Here is a 15,346-nt window from a genome sequence, read left to right as displayed (position 1 = left end):
TAAGCCTGAGGGGCCCTCGATACTTCAGAAATAATCTGTGGATTTTAAACTGAAACGATTCACTCATATGCTTAGCCTGCTACCATTTGTAACTAAAGTTTGCAGATATGTTCTTTTCCTTCGGGCCTTATCGGCCTGCATCGCTGCCAAAACGACAAGCTGCTCCATGAAGCAGCTGATCTATCCGTGAATGCCTGATGAGGTGCCCCCCCCATGTCTGATCAAGATCGAGACAACCCGCGGCGTGAGTTTTTACGCAAATCCCTGACCTTGATCCCGGTGGTCACCGTTGCCAGTACCGGTTTGGGCAGTTCGGTCTTGATGGCCGCTCCTGAAGCCGCACCGGCCGGTCCTGGCAAAACGCCGGTCAGCAGCAGTGTTTATGAGCCGAGCTACTTCACCGCCGAAGAGTGGGCATTCATCCAGGCAGCGGTTGCCCGCTTGATTCCTGCCGATGAACAGGGACCGGGTGCACTCGAAGCGGGTGTGCCGGAGTACATCGACCGGCAAATGAATACCCCGTACGCGGCGGGTGCTCTTTGGTACATGCAAGGCCCGTTCAATGCAGACGCTGCGCCGGAAATGGGCTGGCAGAGCAAACTGGTTCCCAAGGACATCTACCGTTTGGGTATCGCCGCGACGGACGCCTGGTCGAAGGCGTTCAACGGCAAAGTTTTTGCTGCGCAAGACAGCGCTACCCGAGACGAGTTGCTCAAGCAATTGGAGGCCGGTACGCCAACATTCGACAGCGTCCCGCCGAAGGTTTTTTTCAGCCTTTTGCTGCAAAACACCAAGGAAGGGTTCTTCTGCGACCCGATCCACGGCGGCAACAAAGGCATGGTCGGCTGGACCATGATCGGCTTTCCCGGCGCGCGCGCCGATTTCATGGATTGGGTTGAACGCAACGAGCAATACCCCTTCCCGGCAGTTTCTATTCGCGGCGAGAGGGCGTGAGCATGACAACCACGATGAAGAAGGTCGACGCAGTGATCGTCGGGTTTGGCTGGACCGGCGCGATCATGGCCAAGGAACTGACGGAGGCTGGCCTCAATGTGCTGGCGCTGGAACGCGGGCCGATGCAGGACACTTACCCCGACGGCAACTATCCGCAGGTGATCGACGAACTCACCTACAGCGTGCGCAAGAAACTCTTTCAGGACATCTCCAAAGAGACCGTGACCATTCGCCATAGCGTGAATGACATTGCGCTGCCCAACCGTCAGCTCGGGGCGTTCCTGCCGGGTAATGGTGTGGGCGGGGCCGGACTGCACTGGTCGGGTGTGCACTTTCGGGTCGATCCGATCGAGTTGCGTATGCGCAGTCATTATGAGGAGCGCTACGGCAAGCACTTCATCCCCAAGGACATGACCATCCAGGACTTTGGCGTCAGCTATGAAGAGCTGGAACCGTTTTTCGATTACGCCGAGAAAGTCTTCGGCACCTCGGGTCAGGCCTGGACCGTGAAAGGTCAAGTGGTCGGCGAAGGCAAGGGCGGTAACCCCTATGCGCCGGACCGTTCGAACCACTTCCCGTTGGCGTCGCAGAAGAACACCTACTCCGCGCAGTTGTTCCAGAATGCCGCCAATGCTGTCGGTTACAAACCCTACAACCTGCCTTCCGCCAATACCTCAGGGCCCTACACCAATCCCTACGGTGCGCAGATGGGGCCGTGCAACTTCTGCGGTTTTTGCAGTGGCTACGTGTGCTACATGTACTCCAAGGCTTCGCCGAACGTGAACATCCTGCCGGCGCTCAAGCCATTGCCGAACTTCGAGTTGCGACCCAATTCCCACGTGCTGCGTGTCAATCTCGACAGTACCAAGCGCAAGGCGACCGGTGTGACCTACATCGATAGTCAGGGCCGGGAAATCGAGCAGCCGGCGGACCTGGTGATCCTCGGTGCGTTCCAGTTCCACAACGTGCGGTTGATGCTGTTGTCCGGGATCGGCAAACCGTACGACCCGATCAGCGGCGAAGGTGTGGTCGGCAAGAACTTCGCCTATCAGAACATGGCGACGATCAAGGCCTACTTCGACAAAGACGTGCACACCAATAATTTCATTGGCGCAGGTGGCAATGGTGTGGCGGTGGATGACTTCAACGCCGACAACTTCGATCACGGCCCGCACGGCTTTGTCGGTGGTGCACCGATGTGGGTCAACCAGGCCGGCAGCCGGCCGATTGCCGGAACTTCGAACCCGCCGGGAACACCCGCCTGGGGCAGTGCATGGAAACGTGCGACTGCCGATTATTACACCCACCAGGTGTCGATGGACGCTCACGGTGCGCATCAGTCCTACCGAGGCAACTACCTGGATCTCGACCCGGTATACCGCGATGCCTACGGCCAGCCGCTGCTGCGGATGACTTTCGACTGGCATGAAAACGACATCAAGATGAACCGCTTCATGGTCGACAAGATGAGCAAGATCGCACAAGCGATGAACCCCAAGGCCATTGCCCTGCTCGGCAAACAGGTGGGTGAACATTTCAACACGGCTTCTTACCAGACCACCCACCTCAATGGTGGCGCGATCATGGGCACCCATCCGAAAACCAGTGCGCTGAACCGCTATTTGCAGAGCTGGGACGTACATAACGTGTTCGTGCCGGGCGCTTCGGCGTTCCCGCAAGGATTGGGTTACAACCCGACCGGTCTGGTCGCGGCACTGACCTACTGGTCGGCGCGGGCGATTCGCGAGCAGTACCTGAAGAATCCCGGCCCGCTGGTTCAGGCTTAAGGAGCGATGACCATGAAAAATCTCGTTATCGCCACCCTTGCCCTGCTCGGCAGTTGCTCGATCAGCGCGGCAGAAGATGCATCGCAAGCGTTGATCAAACAGGGCGAATACCTCGCCCGCGCGGGTGACTGTGTGGCTTGCCATACCGCCAAGGGTGGTAAGCCGTTTGCAGGCGGACTGCCGATGGAGACGCCGATCGGCACGATCTATTCCACCAACATTACCCCGGACAAAACCGGCCTGGGCGACTACAGCTTTGACGATTTCGACAAAGCCGTGCGCCATGGTGTGGCCAAAAACGGTAGTACGCTTTACCCGGCGATGCCGTATCCGTCCTATGCCCGTGTCAGCGATGCAGACATGAAAGCCTTGTATGCCTATTTCATGAAAGGCGTGGCGCCGGTCACTCAAGAGAACAAGGGCAGCGACATTCCCTGGCCGTTGAGCATGCGCTGGCCACTGACCGGCTGGCGCTGGATGTTTGCGCCAAGCGTCGTGGCGTATCAGCCGGCCGACGGTAAAGAGGCGGCAATCAGCCGTGGAGCCTATCTGGTGGAAGGCCTCGGACATTGCGGCGCTTGCCATACGCCACGAGCCCTGACCATGCAGGAAAAAGCCTTGAGCGCCAACGAAGGCAGTGCGTTTCTGTCAGGCAGTGCGCCGTTAGAAGGCTGGATCGCGAAAAGCTTGCGTGGCGATCACAAGGATGGACTCGGTAGTTGGAGCGAAGAGCAACTGGTGCAGCTCCTCAAGACCGGTCGTAGTGACCGCAGTGCAGTGTTCGGCGGCATGAGCGATGTGGTGGAACACAGCATGCAATATATGAGCGATGACGACCTGACAGCGATCGCCCGATACCTCAAGTCTTTGCCGGCGAATGATCCGAACGATCAGCCACACCCGTACGACCCGCAAGTGGCACAAGCGCTGTGGAAAGGTGACGACAGCAAACCCGGTGCCTCGGTGTACATCGACAACTGTGCCGCCTGCCACCGTACCGACGGGCATGGCTACACCCGGGTATTCCCGGCACTGGCGGGCAATCCGGTGTTGCAATCGGACGATCCGGTCTCGTTGATCAATATCGTGCTCAAGGGCGGTACCTTGCCGGCGACCCACACGGCGCCGTCGACGTTCACCATGCCGGCATTCGCCTGGCGTTTGTCGGATCAGGAAGTGGCGGATGTGGTGAACTTCATTCGCACGAGTTGGGGAAACAAGGGGGCGCAGATTAAGCCGGCTGACGTCGCTGACGTGCGCAAGGATGAAGTGAAATCAATGCCTGCTGACAAGTCTGGAAAACTAACAAGTTCTAATTGATGTTTATTAAGTTGTAATAATCAACGCCTGCGAAATGAGCCTCGCAGGCGTTGGTTTATGATCGGTAGAGTGCATTAGCCGCTACGCGATCAAGTTTAATCATGGATTAACAATATTTGCGTAAGCTTTGGCCAGTGCCAGCAGCTTGGCTTTGTCATTGGCATCAATGTCGCCATCACCGTCGACATCCTTGCGCACGGTTCCGAGGGTGAAGGAGTGCCCGCCGTCGCTGGAAACCGCCGTCATGAAAATCGATTTCACCAGCGTCTCGGTTTGCATTTCATTTTCCGCATCCCAACCAAGTTCTTTACGGGCAAGTTGCAGTGAAACCAGGGTATTGGGTTCAGAAGGACTCGGCTGCATAAGTTGCAGAAAGATACCGCGTTGATTAAAGAAAGACATTGTTAAATCCTTTTAATGGTTATTCAGTCTGGTGGTGCGTGTGCCAAGGATAGTACGGGTTATCTTTATCGGATGACCAATGCTTATATGTTTCTCGTTCTTGCGTATATAGCGTGATTAGCAAGTAGTTATATAAAGTGGGTAGGCGGCTAGCCTGATCTTTTCGCTGAAGCTGCCGAACGGCACTGGCCTGACATTGGATCTTTCGGTACTGTACATGCATACAGCAATGAGGGTTTTTCCAATGTTCACGCCCTTGCCACCTCGCGGACGTGGCACCGCCAGCAACCCGCACAATCGCTTTGCACCGAACCGTTCGGTGGTCGAAGACGATGGCTGGTACCAGGAAGCACCGCTGACCCAAGGCACCGAGGTGCGCATCGAAACGGCGAAAACCATCATCACCCGCAACAACTCGCCCGACCTGCCCTTCGATCGCTCGATCAATCCCTATCGAGGTTGCGAGCACGGCTGCATCTACTGCTATGCGCGACCCAGTCATGCCTACTGGGACCTGTCACCGGGTCTGGACTTCGAGACGAAGCTGATCGCCAAAAGCAACGCGGCCGACGTACTGGAGCAGCAGCTTTCCAAGCGCGGTTATCAGTGTGCGCCGATCAATCTGGGCTCAAATACCGATCCCTATCAGCCGATCGAGCGTGAACACAAAATCACCCGGCGGATTCTTCAGGTGCTGCTGCGTTACCGGCATCCGGTGACGATCATCACTAAAGGCTCGTTGATTCTTCGTGATCTGGATTTGCTCGGTGAGCTTGCCGAACAGCGGCTGGTGGCGGTGATGATCAGCCTGACCAGCCTCGACGACGAGCTCAAGCGCATCCTTGAGCCGCGAACGGCCGCCCCGAAGGCGCGGTTGCGGGCGATTCGGGTCATGCGTGAGGTCGGGATTCCGGTGGGTGTCTTGTGTTCGCCGATGATCCCGATGATCAACGACAGTGAACTGGAAAGCCTGCTGACCGAAGCTCACGCGGCCGGTGCGCAGAGTGCGGCGTACATGATGTTGCGTCTGCCGCTGGAAGTGGCACCGTTGTTCGAGGAGTGGCTGGCAGCCCACTATCCGCAGCGTGCAGCCCATGTATTGAGTTTGATCCGTCAAAGCCGCGGCGGCGAACTGTATGACAGTCGTTTTGGCGCTCGTATGCGCGGTGAAGGACCGTTCGCCGATCTGTTGGCGCAACGCTTCGCCAAAACAATAAAACGTCTTGGGCTCAATCAACGTGAAGGCTTCAACCTGGACTGCACAGCCTTTTGTCCGCCCGGGGCTCAAATGTCGTTGCTTTAGCAACAATTGGCCTATGGTGAGTAGTGAAAAGCGTTGTGTGTTTGTCCGTCAGTCACGTTTTTTTTAACCTGGAACGCACGTTCTAGAGCAGTTGATTCAGTTTGAGTTAAGTTTCGGTGGGTACCTTGCTCATCAAGTGACTGGATGGTCACTGATCGGCGATCTGGATGTTTCCTTACCAGTCGCTGGCTTTATCCCAGGTAAATCGGGAAAATTTCCCTACTCCGTCAAAGAGGATGAATCATGAGTGACAAGGATAAACAGCCGTTGGCTGCGTCGGCTTCCGCCCTCCCTGTGGCTGAAAGCGCCGATGCAGCGCTGCAGCATATCGTTGACGGCTTTTTACACTTCCACCACGAGGTCTTCCCGCAACAGGAAGAACTCTTCAAGAAACTCGCCACGGCTCAACGGCCCCGAGCGATGTTCATTGCGTGCGCGGACTCGCGCATCGTTCCCGAATTGATTACCCAAAGCGCTCCTGGCGATCTGTTTGTCACCCGCAACGTTGGCAACGTAGTGCCGCCCTATGGCCAGATGAACGGCGGGGTTTCCACGGCCATCGAATATGCAGTGCTGGCTCTTGGCGTGCAGCACATCATCATTTGTGGGCATTCCGATTGCGGTGCCATGCGTGCTGTACTCAATCCGCAAAGCCTGGAAAAAATGCCCACGGTCAAAGCCTGGCTACGCCACGCCGAAGTGGCAAAAACCATGGTCCAGGAAAACTGCCATTGCGCTGACGAAAACGAAAGCATGCAGGTGCTTACCGAAGAAAACGTCATCGCCCAGTTGCAGCATTTGCGCACTCACCCTTCAGTGGCCTCGCGCATGGCCAACGGTCAGCTGTTTATCCATGGCTGGGTCTACAGCATCGAAACCAGCGAAATAAAAGCCTACGACGCGGATAAGGGCTGCTTCCTGCCTCTGGATGGCAGTCATCCGATTCCCGTGGCGACGCCCAAAGCGCGCTTCTAAATCCTCCTAAACACCTTGTCTGGTCTGGCCAAGGCTGCTGAAAAAGCGGTCGGGCTTCGCCACGCCTGAAGAATCTCAGGAGAACGCTCATGCGTGCTGCGCAATTGAAAGCTGTTTTGCCACGGGAGCTGCTGGCTTCGGTGGTGGTGTTTCTGGTCGCCCTGCCCTTGTGCATGGGCATTGCAATCGCTTCCGGCATGCCGCCGGCCAAGGGCCTGATCACCGGGATTATCGGTGGTCTGGTGGTCGGTTGGCTGGCCGGTTCGCCGCTGCAAGTCAGTGGTCCGGCTGCGGGGCTGGCGGTACTGGTCTTTGAACTGGTGCGCCAGCATGGTGTGGCGATGCTTGGGCCGATTTTGCTACTGGCCGGGTTTCTGCAACTGGTGGCAGGGCGTTTGCGGCTGGGCTGCTGGTTCCGCGTGACGGCGCCAGCGGTGGTTTACGGCATGCTGGCAGGCATCGGTGTGTTGATCGTGCTGTCGCAGATACATGTGATGCTCGACGGAGTCCCTAAACCCTCAGGCCTGGACAACCTCAGCGGGTTTCCGGCGGCTGTTGCCCAAGCCTTGCCGACCCTGGGTGGCGGGCTGGGTTGGCAGGCCGGTCTGCTTGGGCTGTCGACGATTCTGGTCATGGGACTGTGGGAGAAATTTCGCCCGCAAGCGCTGCGCTTTATTCCTGGTGCGTTGCTTGGCGTTGGATTGGCGACCCTTGCCAGTCTGGCGCTGGCATTGAACGTCAAGCGGGTCGAAGTCCCGGCTAACCTCGCCGAGGCAATTGACTGGCTGAAACCGGCCGACCTGTTGAGTTTCGCCGACCCCAACCTGCTGATCGCCGCCTTTGCCGTGGCCTTTATCGCCAGCGCCGAAACCCTGCTTTCGGCCGCTGCGGTCGATCGCATGCACAGCGGCGAGCGTTCGGATTTCGACCGCGAACTGTCCGCCCAAGGCATCGGCAACATGCTCTGCGGTCTGGTCGGCGCTCTGCCAATGACGGGCGTGATCGTGCGCAGTTCAGCCAACGTACAGGCCGGCGCCAAAACGCGGTTGTCGGCGATTTTTCACGGTGTCTGGCTGCTGGCATTTGTGTTGCTGTTGTCCAGTGTGCTGCAAAGCATCCCGGTTGCCAGTCTGGCAGGCGTGCTGGTGTACACCGGGGTGAAACTGGTGGATTTGAAGGCGTTTCGCGGACTGGGACGGTATGGCCGGATGCCGATGATTACCTACGCGGTGACCGCGCTGGCGATTATCTTCAGCGACTTGCTGACCGGAGTGCTGGTCGGTTTTGGCTTGACCCTGGCGAAGCTGGCCTGGAAGGCTTCTCGACTGAAAATCAGCCTGATCAACCTTCCGGCAGAGGGCGAAATGGAGTTGCGATTGATGGGGGCTGCGACCTTTCTCAAGGTGCCGGCGTTGACCCGGGTGCTAGGGGCTATTCCGGCGGGCGCGACGGTGCATGTGCCGCTGAATAACCTGAGTTATATCGACCACTCATGTCTGGAGTTGCTTGAGGAATGGGGGCGGGCCAATGCCAGCAAAGGCTCGAAACTGCTGATCGAGGCGCGCGGATTGAAGCGCCGGCTGGAGGGGCGATTGCGGACGACCGTAGGAGTGGGTTCCGCGGGATAGATAACAGTGTGGGAGCGGGCAAGCCCGCTCCCACAGGTGTTCGGTTTTTACAGTTGGATCAAGCCGCAGGCTGATCCAGTTCCAGGCCTACGCCCAGCTGGCGCGACAGGCATGGCCAGCGCTTCCAGGCGGCGCCGGTGTCCGGGCTGTTGAGTTTTTCCCGGTAGGCTTCGACGGACTCCAGCGCGAAGCTTTCTTCGTTCAGCATCTCATCAACGGCGTGATGCACAGCCTCATCCAGTTGATTGGCGAAGTCCTCGCCGATCAGTTGGTGGGCAATCAGGTTGGCGACAGTCATGTCCAATGGGATCAGTGGCTGGCCGAAATGTTTGATGTAGAGGTCGTTAACCTCTTCTACCAGGCGATGTGCCAGGTAGGCTTCGTCCAGCAGGCCATCCAGGCCTTCGTGACCGGCCATGATTGCCGGTGGCTGGAGGAAGAACTGCTCGGCGATTGTCAGCACCGGTTTGATCTGAGACTCGATCCCCGCTTCACGCGCTACGTCATTGGCAGCGTCGAGCAAGTCCGGCACTTGTTCTATATAAGCAGTGACAAAACGGGTCATCACGCCCTTGGCGTCGATGTCTGGCAATTGGATGGATGAATGCAGGTGCGGCAATTGGACTTCCAGCTGACGGGTCAGCTGACCGGTTTCGGCTTCATGTTGTTGTGCACGTTGAATCTGCTCGCGCAATGCGGCGGTGTTCATGAAAACTCCAGGAAACGAAGGCAAGGAAATAGGGGAAGACATAAGTTAGCCTGCTTATAAACGTGGCTAAGACGTATTTGTCATAATTATTTCACCTTTCATGCCACTGCGTTATATCGATTTGCCATCACCGATCCCACATCCTTCTCCATCCGTGGCCTGTGGCGCAAGTGTCAGGTGTTTCAGCTCATTTACGCCATCGCATTGCGGGGTCGCACTCGCTGTCTATACTCGGATCTGAATGGAGTTAGCTGATGACGCCCGACTGCGTAGGCAGCAAGGCCCGGCGATTCAAGTTCGTAGTCTGAAAAAGCCGCTCCCTTGCCGTCGGTGTTAGCCGGCGGGATAACAAGAACGATAAGGGGAACCCGCAATGATGCGACATCCACATGTCTGGATGGGCCTCCTGTTGTGGTCGATTTTCGGTCAGGCGCAAGCGGCCTGGACTGTGAATATGGCGCCTGGAGCGACTGAAGTCAGTCACGCAGTATTCGACCTGCACATGACCATTTTCTGGATTTGTGTGGTGATCGGCATCATCGTTTTCGGCGCCATGTTCTGGTCGATGATGCTGCATCGACGCTCCACCGGGCAGGTGGCTGCCAAGTTCCATGAAAGTACGACGGTGGAGATCCTCTGGACCGTGGTGCCTTTCATCATTCTGGTCGCCATGGCCGTTCCGGCGACCGCGACCCTGATCAAGATGTATGACACCAGTGAGCCGGATATCGATATCCAGATCACCGGTTATCAGTGGAAGTGGCACTACAAATACCTGGGTCAGGACGTCGAGTTCTTCAGCAACCTGGCCACCCCGCAAGAGCAAATCCACAACAAAACTGCCAAAGGCGAAAATTACCTGTTGGAAGTCGATCAGCCGCTGGTGCTGCCGATCGGTGCCAAGGTGCGCTTTCTGGTGACCTCTGCCGACGTCATCCACTCGTGGTGGGTGCCGGCATTTGCGGTCAAGCGCGATGCAATTCCAGGGTTCGTCAACGAAGCCTGGACCCGCGTCGACAAACCCGGCATCTACCGTGGCCAGTGCGCCGAACTGTGCGGCAAGGACCATGGCTTCATGCCGATTGTGGTCGACGTCAAAACCCAGGCCGACTACGACACCTGGCTGACTGAGCGCAAAGCCGACGCCGCCAAGCTCAAGGAGCTGACCAGCAAAGAGTGGACCCTTGACGAGCTGAAGGAACGCGGCGACAAGATTTATCACACCACCTGTGCTGCCTGTCACCAACCTGAAGGCCAGGGTATGCCACCGCTGTTCCCGGCACTCAAAGGTTCGCCTATCGCGACCGGGCCAATAGAAGACCATCTGCATCGTGTGTTCTTCGGCAAACCCGGCACCGCCATGGCGGCGTTCGGCAAGCAGCTGTCGGAAGTCGATATTGCCGCCGTCGTGACCTACGAACGAAATGCCTGGGGCAACAACAAAGGCGACATGGTCACCCCTAAAGACGTACTGGCCCTCAAACAGGCGGCAAGCAAATGACCCGGTCTATTGCGTGTTCCCTTGAACGCTCGGGGCCAAGCACCCCGAGCTGTCCAGCCCACCCGTTTGCAGGAGACAGGCCATGAATGCTGTGAACGATGACCACGGTCATGCAATCGTCGACAACCACGTCCACGGTCCGGCCAAGGGCCTGATGCGCTGGGTGCTGACCACCAACCACAAAGACATTGGCACGCTGTACCTGTGGTTCAGCTTCATGATGTTCCTGCTCGGCGGTTCGTTCGCCATGGTGATTCGCGCCGAGTTGTTCCAGCCCGGTCTGCAGATCGTCGAACCGGCATTCTTCAATCAGATGACCACCATGCACGGTCTGGTGATGGTCTTCGGTGCGGTGATGCCGGCGTTTGTCGGCCTCGCCAACTGGATGATCCCGCTGATGATCGGCGCGCCGGACATGGCCCTGCCGCGGATGAACAACTTCAGCTTCTGGCTGTTGCCGGCAGCGTTCCTGCTGCTGGTGTCGACGCTGTTCATGCCAGGAGGCGGACCGAACTTCGGCTGGACCTTCTACGCCCCGCTATCGACGACCTACGCGCCGGAAAGCGTGACCTTCTTCATCTTTGCCATCCACTTGATGGGTATCAGTTCGATCATGGGCGCGATCAACGTGATCGCCACCATCCTCAACCTGCGTGCCCCGGGCATGACCCTGATGAAAATGCCGCTGTTCGTCTGGACCTGGCTGATCACCGCGTTCCTGTTGATCGCGGTGATGCCGGTGCTGGCGGGTTGCGTGACCATGATGTTGATGGATATCCACTTCGGCACCAGCTTCTTCAGCGCTGCCGGTGGCGGTGATCCGGTGCTGTTCCAGCACGTGTTCTGGTTCTTCGGCCACCCCGAGGTGTACATCATGATCCTGCCGGCGTTCGGTGCCGTCAGCTCGATCATTCCGACCTTCTCTCGCAAGCCACTGTTTGGCTACACCTCGATGGTTTACGCCACGGCGAGTATCGCCTTCCTGTCGTTCATCGTCTGGGCGCACCACATGTTCGTGGTCGGCATCCCGCTGGTGGGCGAGCTGTTCTTCATGTACGCGACGCTGCTGATCGCGGTGCCCACCGGGGTCAAGGTGTTCAACTGGGTCAGCACCATGTGGCAAGGCTCGCTGACTTTCGAGACACCGATGCTGTTTGCCGTAGCGTTCGTGATCCTGTTCTCGATTGGCGGGTTCTCCGGGTTGATGCTGGCCATCGCTCCGGCGGACTTCCAGTACCAGGACACCTACTTCGTGGTCGCGCATTTCCACTACGTGCTGGTGCCGGGGGCGATCTTCGGGATCTTCGCTTCGGCCTACTACTGGATGCCGAAATGGACCGGCCACATGTACGACGAAACCCTCGGCAAGCTGCACTTCTGGCTGTCGTTCATCGGCATGAACATGGCCTTCTTCCCGATGCACTTCGTGGGCCTGGCGGGTATGCCGCGGCGGATTCCGGACTACAACCTGCAATTCGCCGACTTCAACATGGTGTCGTCGATTGGCGCATTCACCTTCGGGGCAACGCAGATCTTTTTCCTGTTCATCGTGATCAAGACCATCCGTGGCGGCCCGGCAGCCCCGGCGAAACCCTGGGAAGGTGCGGAAGGCCTGGAGTGGAGCGTGCCGTCGCCGGCGCCGTATCACACCTTTGTCACGCCACCGGAAGTGAAATGAACGCCATGACCTTTGTGGGAGGGCTTGCGCCATGGCTGACTCTATTTCCTTGAAGAAGCTGGTCACCCGGCTGCTGTTGGTGGTGGCCAGCATGTTTGTCTTCGGGTTTGTCCTGGTGCCGATTTACGACGTGATGTGCAAGGCGTTCGGTATCAACGGCAAAACCGCCGGGCAGTACGAAGGCGAGCAGGTGGTCGACACGTCGCGGCAAATTCGCGTGCAGTTTCTGTCGACCAACGCCGTGGACATGGTCTGGGAGTTTTATCCCAAGGCCGACGACATGGTGATCAATCCGGGGGCAGTAAACGAGATGATCTTCGTTGCCCGCAACCCGACCGATCACCCGATGAGCGCGCAGGCGATACCCAGCATTTCTCCGGGCGACTCAGCGGTGTATTTCCACAAGACCGAGTGCTTCTGCTTCACCCAGCAGGTGCTGCAACCCGGCGAACGAATCGAAATGCCCGTACGTTTCATCGTTGACCGTGAGATTTCCAAGGATGTGAAGCACCTGACGCTGGCTTACACGCTGTTCGATATCACCGCACGTCATCCACCGGTCGTGGCAAACACCAATGCCGGTCCTTGAGGCGTTCAAGCGTGCCCGATAAGGAGAACAATAAATGGCAAGTCATGAGCATTATTACGTTCCCGCCCAGAGCAAATGGCCAATCATTGCCACGATCGGCATGTTCGTCACCGTGTTTGGCCTGGCGACCTGGTTCAACGACCTCAAGGCCGCGCGCCCGGAATCCCACGGCCCGCTGATCTTCTTCGTTGGCGGCCTGTTGCTGGCCTACATGCTGTTCGGCTGGTTCGGCACGGTGATCAAGGAAAGCCGCGCGGGGTTGTACAGCTCGCAGCTCGATCGCTCGTTCCGCTGGGGCATGAGCTGGTTCATTTTCTCCGAGGTGATGTTCTTCATCGCCTTCTTCGGTGCGCTGTTCTACGTGCGCAACCTGTCCGGGCCGTGGCTCGGCGGTGAGGGCGGCAAGGGCATCGCGCACATGCTCTGGCCGAACTTCCAGTTCGCCTGGCCGTTGCTGCACACCCCTGACCCGACACTCTTCCCGCCGCCCAAGGAAGTTATCAGTCCCTGGGGTTTGCCGCTGCTGAACACGGTGTTGCTGGTGAGCTCCAGCGTCACGGTGACCATCGCCCACCATGCCTTGAAAAAGGGCCATCGCGGTGCACTGAAGCTCTGGCTGGCGCTGACGGTACTGCTGGGCTGTGCGTTCCTCAGCTTCCAGGCCAAGGAATACATCCACGCCTATCACGAGCTGGGACTGACCCTGGGCTCAGGCGTGTATGGCGCGACCTTCTTCATGCTGACCGGTTTCCACGGCGCTCACGTGACCATCGGCACGATCATCCTGTTCGTGATGCTGATGCGGATCATGCGTGGGCATTTCGATGGCGATCACCAGTTCGGCTTCGAGGCGGCCAGTTGGTATTGGCACTTCGTCGATGTGGTGTGGATTGGCCTGTTTGTCTTCGTTTACGTGCTTTGAGGTGGCGCTTACCAGGGCGCGCTGGACACCAGCTGGCCGCTGAAGAATCCCCAGGCAATCAAGCCGACGGTGATGGCAGCCAGGCCGACACGAACACTCAGGGCGGTGACCAGGCGTTTTGAGCTGCTGTCGTCCTTGACCAGAAAAAACAGGCCGCTGAACAGGCTGACAACCGTGGCAATCAGCATCAGGACGATGGCTGCTTTGAGCATGGTGAGACTCCGGGGGAATGCGATGTACTTGAGTATAGCTACCCTGTTTATCAACTTTTTGGCGACGCCATGAAGCGCTTTCGGCCAGGTATCGCGCCGACCCTGGTGGTGCTTGCACTGCTGCCGTTGCTGGTCTTTCTGGGCTTTTGGCAATTGAGCCGGGGCGAGCAGAAACGCGTGTTGCTGGTGAGCTACGCCGAACGCCGCGTGGCTGAACCGATGACCAGCGAACTACTGTCGAGCACTCAAGACCCGGCATTCCGACGCGTTCGCCTGCATGGCCAGTTCGATGCGGCCCACAGTTACCTGCTCGACAACCGCACCCGCAATGGCCGGCCGGGGGTCGAGCTGCTGCAACCCTTTCACGACCAGGCGAGCGGTCTCTGGTTATTGCTCAATCGCGGCTGGCTGCCGTGGCCGAACCGGCGCACACCGCCAGTGTTCACCACCCCCGAGCAATCGTTGAGTCTCGACGCCTGGGTGTATGTCCCTCCGGGTGCGACCTTTCAACTGCACGCCGATCCGGCGAACGCCAACTGGCCAAGGCTGGTGACGGCGATCGATCCGGCCAAGCTCTGGAGCGAGCTGGGTCGAACCGGGTTTGCTTACGAATTACGTGAAGAAGCCGGGCCGGCGTCCTACGAGGCCGATTGGCCGGTCGTGGCCATGGGGCCGGAAAAACACCTCGGTTATGCCGTGCAGTGGTTCGCCATGGCGCTCGCGCTGTTCGGTCTTTATCTCTACTTCGGATGGCACAACGCAAAGGAGAAACAGCATGGGAGCGGCCATGAATCCACCCAACATGTCTGAAGCGCAGGCGCCACAGCGTCGTCGTGGGCGCTGGCAGCTGGTGCTGATCCTGCTGATGGTGATTGGTCCGATGATCCTAGCCACCGGCATGTACAAGTTGCAGTTCTGGGTGCCGGAAGGTCGCAGCTATCACGGTGAACTGATCGGCAACGGTCAGAGCCGTGCCGAGTTGGGGGTGCAGGCGGACGAAGACCGCTGGCAGATGCTGGTGACCGCACCGCAGGACTGCTCGGTCGATTGTCAGCAGTTGGTGTACCTGGCCCGGCAGATTCAGGTCGCTCTGGGTCGTGATGCCTCGCGTGCCAGCCATGCATTGGCCGTGGCCCAACCCTTGAGCGCGGACTATGAGGGCAAGCTCAAGCGCGAATACCCGCAGTTGCAGCGTTATCCACTGGACCTTTCGACCTACACTAAAAATGTTCAGGGCAAAGGCTCGGCGCAGCTCTGGATCATCGATCCGCACGGCAATCTGGTGCTGCGCTTCGACCCTACCGTCAAAGGCAAGGACCTGCTCAACGACCTGCGCCACCTGCTCAAACTGTCGAACATCGGATAA

The 15,346-nt window shown here is 58.2% G+C and carries 15 protein-coding genes; 12 read left to right on the top strand and 3 right to left on the bottom strand.

Annotation, left to right across the window (positions count from 1 at the left end):
• Positions 1 to 213 precede the first annotated feature (213 nt).
• Genes AC1RJ3_RS13395 through AC1RJ3_RS13385 form a run of 3 tightly spaced genes read left to right on the top strand, consistent with a single transcriptional unit; the run spans position 214 to position 4,061 of the window.
• Entirely contained in the window at positions 214 to 954 is a 741-nt protein-coding gene (locus AC1RJ3_RS13395; RefSeq protein WP_493079256.1) for a gluconate 2-dehydrogenase subunit 3 family protein, read from the top strand.
• Between the two features lie 2 nt (positions 955 to 956).
• A complete protein-coding gene (locus AC1RJ3_RS13390; protein ID WP_054594922.1) occupies positions 957 to 2,741 on the top strand; it encodes a GMC family oxidoreductase in 1,785 nt (594 codons plus the stop codon).
• 12 nt (positions 2,742 to 2,753) lie between these two features.
• On the top strand, positions 2,754 to 4,061 hold the full coding sequence (locus AC1RJ3_RS13385; RefSeq protein WP_493079255.1) for a c-type cytochrome: 1,308 nt from the start codon (positions 2,754 to 2,756) through the stop codon (positions 4,059 to 4,061).
• 99 nt (positions 4,062 to 4,160) lie between these two features.
• Here the strand turns inward: AC1RJ3_RS13385 and AC1RJ3_RS13380 are convergent, their stop codons facing one another.
• Entirely contained in the window at positions 4,161 to 4,463 is a 303-nt protein-coding gene (locus AC1RJ3_RS13380; protein ID WP_493079254.1) for a hypothetical protein, read from the bottom strand.
• Between the two features lie 244 nt (positions 4,464 to 4,707).
• On the opposite strand from AC1RJ3_RS13380, the gene AC1RJ3_RS13375 reads away from it, so the two are divergent.
• The 3 genes from AC1RJ3_RS13375 (at position 4,708) to AC1RJ3_RS13365 (ending at position 8,369) form a co-directional block, all read left to right on the top strand.
• Entirely contained in the window at positions 4,708 to 5,766 is a 1,059-nt protein-coding gene (locus tag AC1RJ3_RS13375) for a PA0069 family radical SAM protein (RefSeq protein WP_347928517.1), read from the top strand.
• Positions 5,767 to 6,009: 243 nt separating this feature from the next.
• On the top strand, positions 6,010 to 6,741 hold the full coding sequence (locus AC1RJ3_RS13370) for a carbonic anhydrase (RefSeq protein ID WP_347928518.1): 732 nt from the start codon (positions 6,010 to 6,012) through the stop codon (positions 6,739 to 6,741).
• A gap of 89 nt (positions 6,742 to 6,830) precedes the next feature.
• Complete coding sequence (locus AC1RJ3_RS13365; RefSeq protein WP_493079253.1) at positions 6,831 to 8,369, top strand: SulP family inorganic anion transporter; 1,539 nt, start codon at positions 6,831 to 6,833, stop codon at positions 8,367 to 8,369.
• A gap of 58 nt (positions 8,370 to 8,427) precedes the next feature.
• On the opposite strand, the gene AC1RJ3_RS13360 is transcribed toward AC1RJ3_RS13365, so the two are convergent.
• Positions 8,428 to 9,078 (bottom strand): hypothetical protein, encoded by a 651-nt coding sequence (locus tag AC1RJ3_RS13360; RefSeq protein WP_054594928.1) that lies wholly within the window; start codon positions 9,076 to 9,078, stop codon positions 8,428 to 8,430.
• A 373-nt stretch (positions 9,079 to 9,451) separates the two neighbouring features.
• Here AC1RJ3_RS13360 and coxB point away from each other — a divergent pair, with 373 nt between their 5' ends.
• From coxB to AC1RJ3_RS13340, 4 genes are all read left to right on the top strand, one after another.
• The gene (coxB, locus tag AC1RJ3_RS13355; protein ID WP_054594929.1) at positions 9,452 to 10,579 is read left to right on the top strand and encodes a cytochrome c oxidase subunit II; all 1,128 of its coding nucleotides are present in this window, start codon (positions 9,452 to 9,454) and stop codon (positions 10,577 to 10,579) included.
• Positions 10,580 to 10,661: 82 nt separating this feature from the next.
• On the top strand, positions 10,662 to 12,257 hold the full coding sequence (ctaD, locus tag AC1RJ3_RS13350; RefSeq protein ID WP_103314896.1) for a cytochrome c oxidase subunit I: 1,596 nt from the start codon (positions 10,662 to 10,664) through the stop codon (positions 12,255 to 12,257).
• A 31-nt stretch (positions 12,258 to 12,288) separates the two neighbouring features.
• A complete protein-coding gene (locus AC1RJ3_RS13345) occupies positions 12,289 to 12,846 on the top strand; it encodes a cytochrome c oxidase assembly protein (protein WP_054594931.1) in 558 nt (185 codons plus the stop codon).
• Positions 12,847 to 12,880: 34 nt separating this feature from the next.
• A complete protein-coding gene (locus AC1RJ3_RS13340) occupies positions 12,881 to 13,768 on the top strand; it encodes a cytochrome c oxidase subunit 3 (protein ID WP_054594932.1) in 888 nt (295 codons plus the stop codon).
• Positions 13,769 to 13,776: 8 nt separating this feature from the next.
• Here the strand turns inward: AC1RJ3_RS13340 and AC1RJ3_RS13335 are convergent, their stop codons facing one another.
• Complete coding sequence (locus AC1RJ3_RS13335; protein WP_019694466.1) at positions 13,777 to 13,980, bottom strand: twin transmembrane helix small protein; 204 nt, start codon at positions 13,978 to 13,980, stop codon at positions 13,777 to 13,779.
• 69 nt (positions 13,981 to 14,049) lie between these two features.
• Here AC1RJ3_RS13335 and AC1RJ3_RS13330 point away from each other — a divergent pair, with 69 nt between their 5' ends.
• Together AC1RJ3_RS13330 and AC1RJ3_RS13325 are read left to right on the top strand one after the other, a co-directional pair.
• Positions 14,050 to 14,790 (top strand): SURF1 family protein, encoded by a 741-nt coding sequence (locus AC1RJ3_RS13330; RefSeq protein WP_493079252.1) that lies wholly within the window; start codon positions 14,050 to 14,052, stop codon positions 14,788 to 14,790.
• Positions 14,756 to 15,346 (top strand): PA_0111/PP_0108 family redox-active disulfide protein, encoded by a 591-nt coding sequence (locus tag AC1RJ3_RS13325; RefSeq protein WP_054598210.1) that lies wholly within the window; start codon positions 14,756 to 14,758, stop codon positions 15,344 to 15,346. The genes AC1RJ3_RS13330 and AC1RJ3_RS13325 overlap by 35 nt, the downstream gene beginning before the upstream one ends.

The organism is Pseudomonas sp. GW822-FHT04C11 (assembly GCF_058800905.1).
This window is presented reverse-complemented; position numbering and strand designations above follow the sequence as displayed.

Bases quoted from the DNA above. Each gene is read 5' to 3' on its own strand.
- AC1RJ3_RS13395 (WP_493079256.1), top strand. From the start codon at position 214: ATGTCTGATCAAGATCGAGACAACCCGCGGCGTGAGTTTTTACGCAAA.
- AC1RJ3_RS13390 (WP_054594922.1), top strand. From the start codon at position 957: ATGACAACCACGATGAAGAAGGTCGACGCAGTGATCGTCGGGTTTGGC.
- AC1RJ3_RS13385 (WP_493079255.1), top strand. From the start codon at position 2,754: ATGAAAAATCTCGTTATCGCCACCCTTGCCCTGCTCGGCAGTTGCTCG.
- AC1RJ3_RS13380 (WP_493079254.1), bottom strand. From the start codon at position 4,463: ATGTCTTTCTTTAATCAACGCGGTATCTTTCTGCAACTTATGCAGCCG.
- AC1RJ3_RS13375 (WP_347928517.1), top strand. From the start codon at position 4,708: ATGTTCACGCCCTTGCCACCTCGCGGACGTGGCACCGCCAGCAACCCG.
- AC1RJ3_RS13370 (WP_347928518.1), top strand. From the start codon at position 6,010: ATGAGTGACAAGGATAAACAGCCGTTGGCTGCGTCGGCTTCCGCCCTC.
- AC1RJ3_RS13365 (WP_493079253.1), top strand. From the start codon at position 6,831: ATGCGTGCTGCGCAATTGAAAGCTGTTTTGCCACGGGAGCTGCTGGCT.
- AC1RJ3_RS13360 (WP_054594928.1), bottom strand. From the start codon at position 9,078: ATGAACACCGCCGCATTGCGCGAGCAGATTCAACGTGCACAACAACAT.
- coxB (WP_054594929.1), top strand. From the start codon at position 9,452: ATGATGCGACATCCACATGTCTGGATGGGCCTCCTGTTGTGGTCGATT.
- ctaD (WP_103314896.1), top strand. From the start codon at position 10,662: ATGAATGCTGTGAACGATGACCACGGTCATGCAATCGTCGACAACCAC.
- AC1RJ3_RS13345 (WP_054594931.1), top strand. From the start codon at position 12,289: ATGGCTGACTCTATTTCCTTGAAGAAGCTGGTCACCCGGCTGCTGTTG.
- AC1RJ3_RS13340 (WP_054594932.1), top strand. From the start codon at position 12,881: ATGGCAAGTCATGAGCATTATTACGTTCCCGCCCAGAGCAAATGGCCA.
- AC1RJ3_RS13335 (WP_019694466.1), bottom strand. From the start codon at position 13,980: ATGCTCAAAGCAGCCATCGTCCTGATGCTGATTGCCACGGTTGTCAGC.
- AC1RJ3_RS13330 (WP_493079252.1), top strand. From the start codon at position 14,050: ATGAAGCGCTTTCGGCCAGGTATCGCGCCGACCCTGGTGGTGCTTGCA.
- AC1RJ3_RS13325 (WP_054598210.1), top strand. From the start codon at position 14,756: ATGGGAGCGGCCATGAATCCACCCAACATGTCTGAAGCGCAGGCGCCA.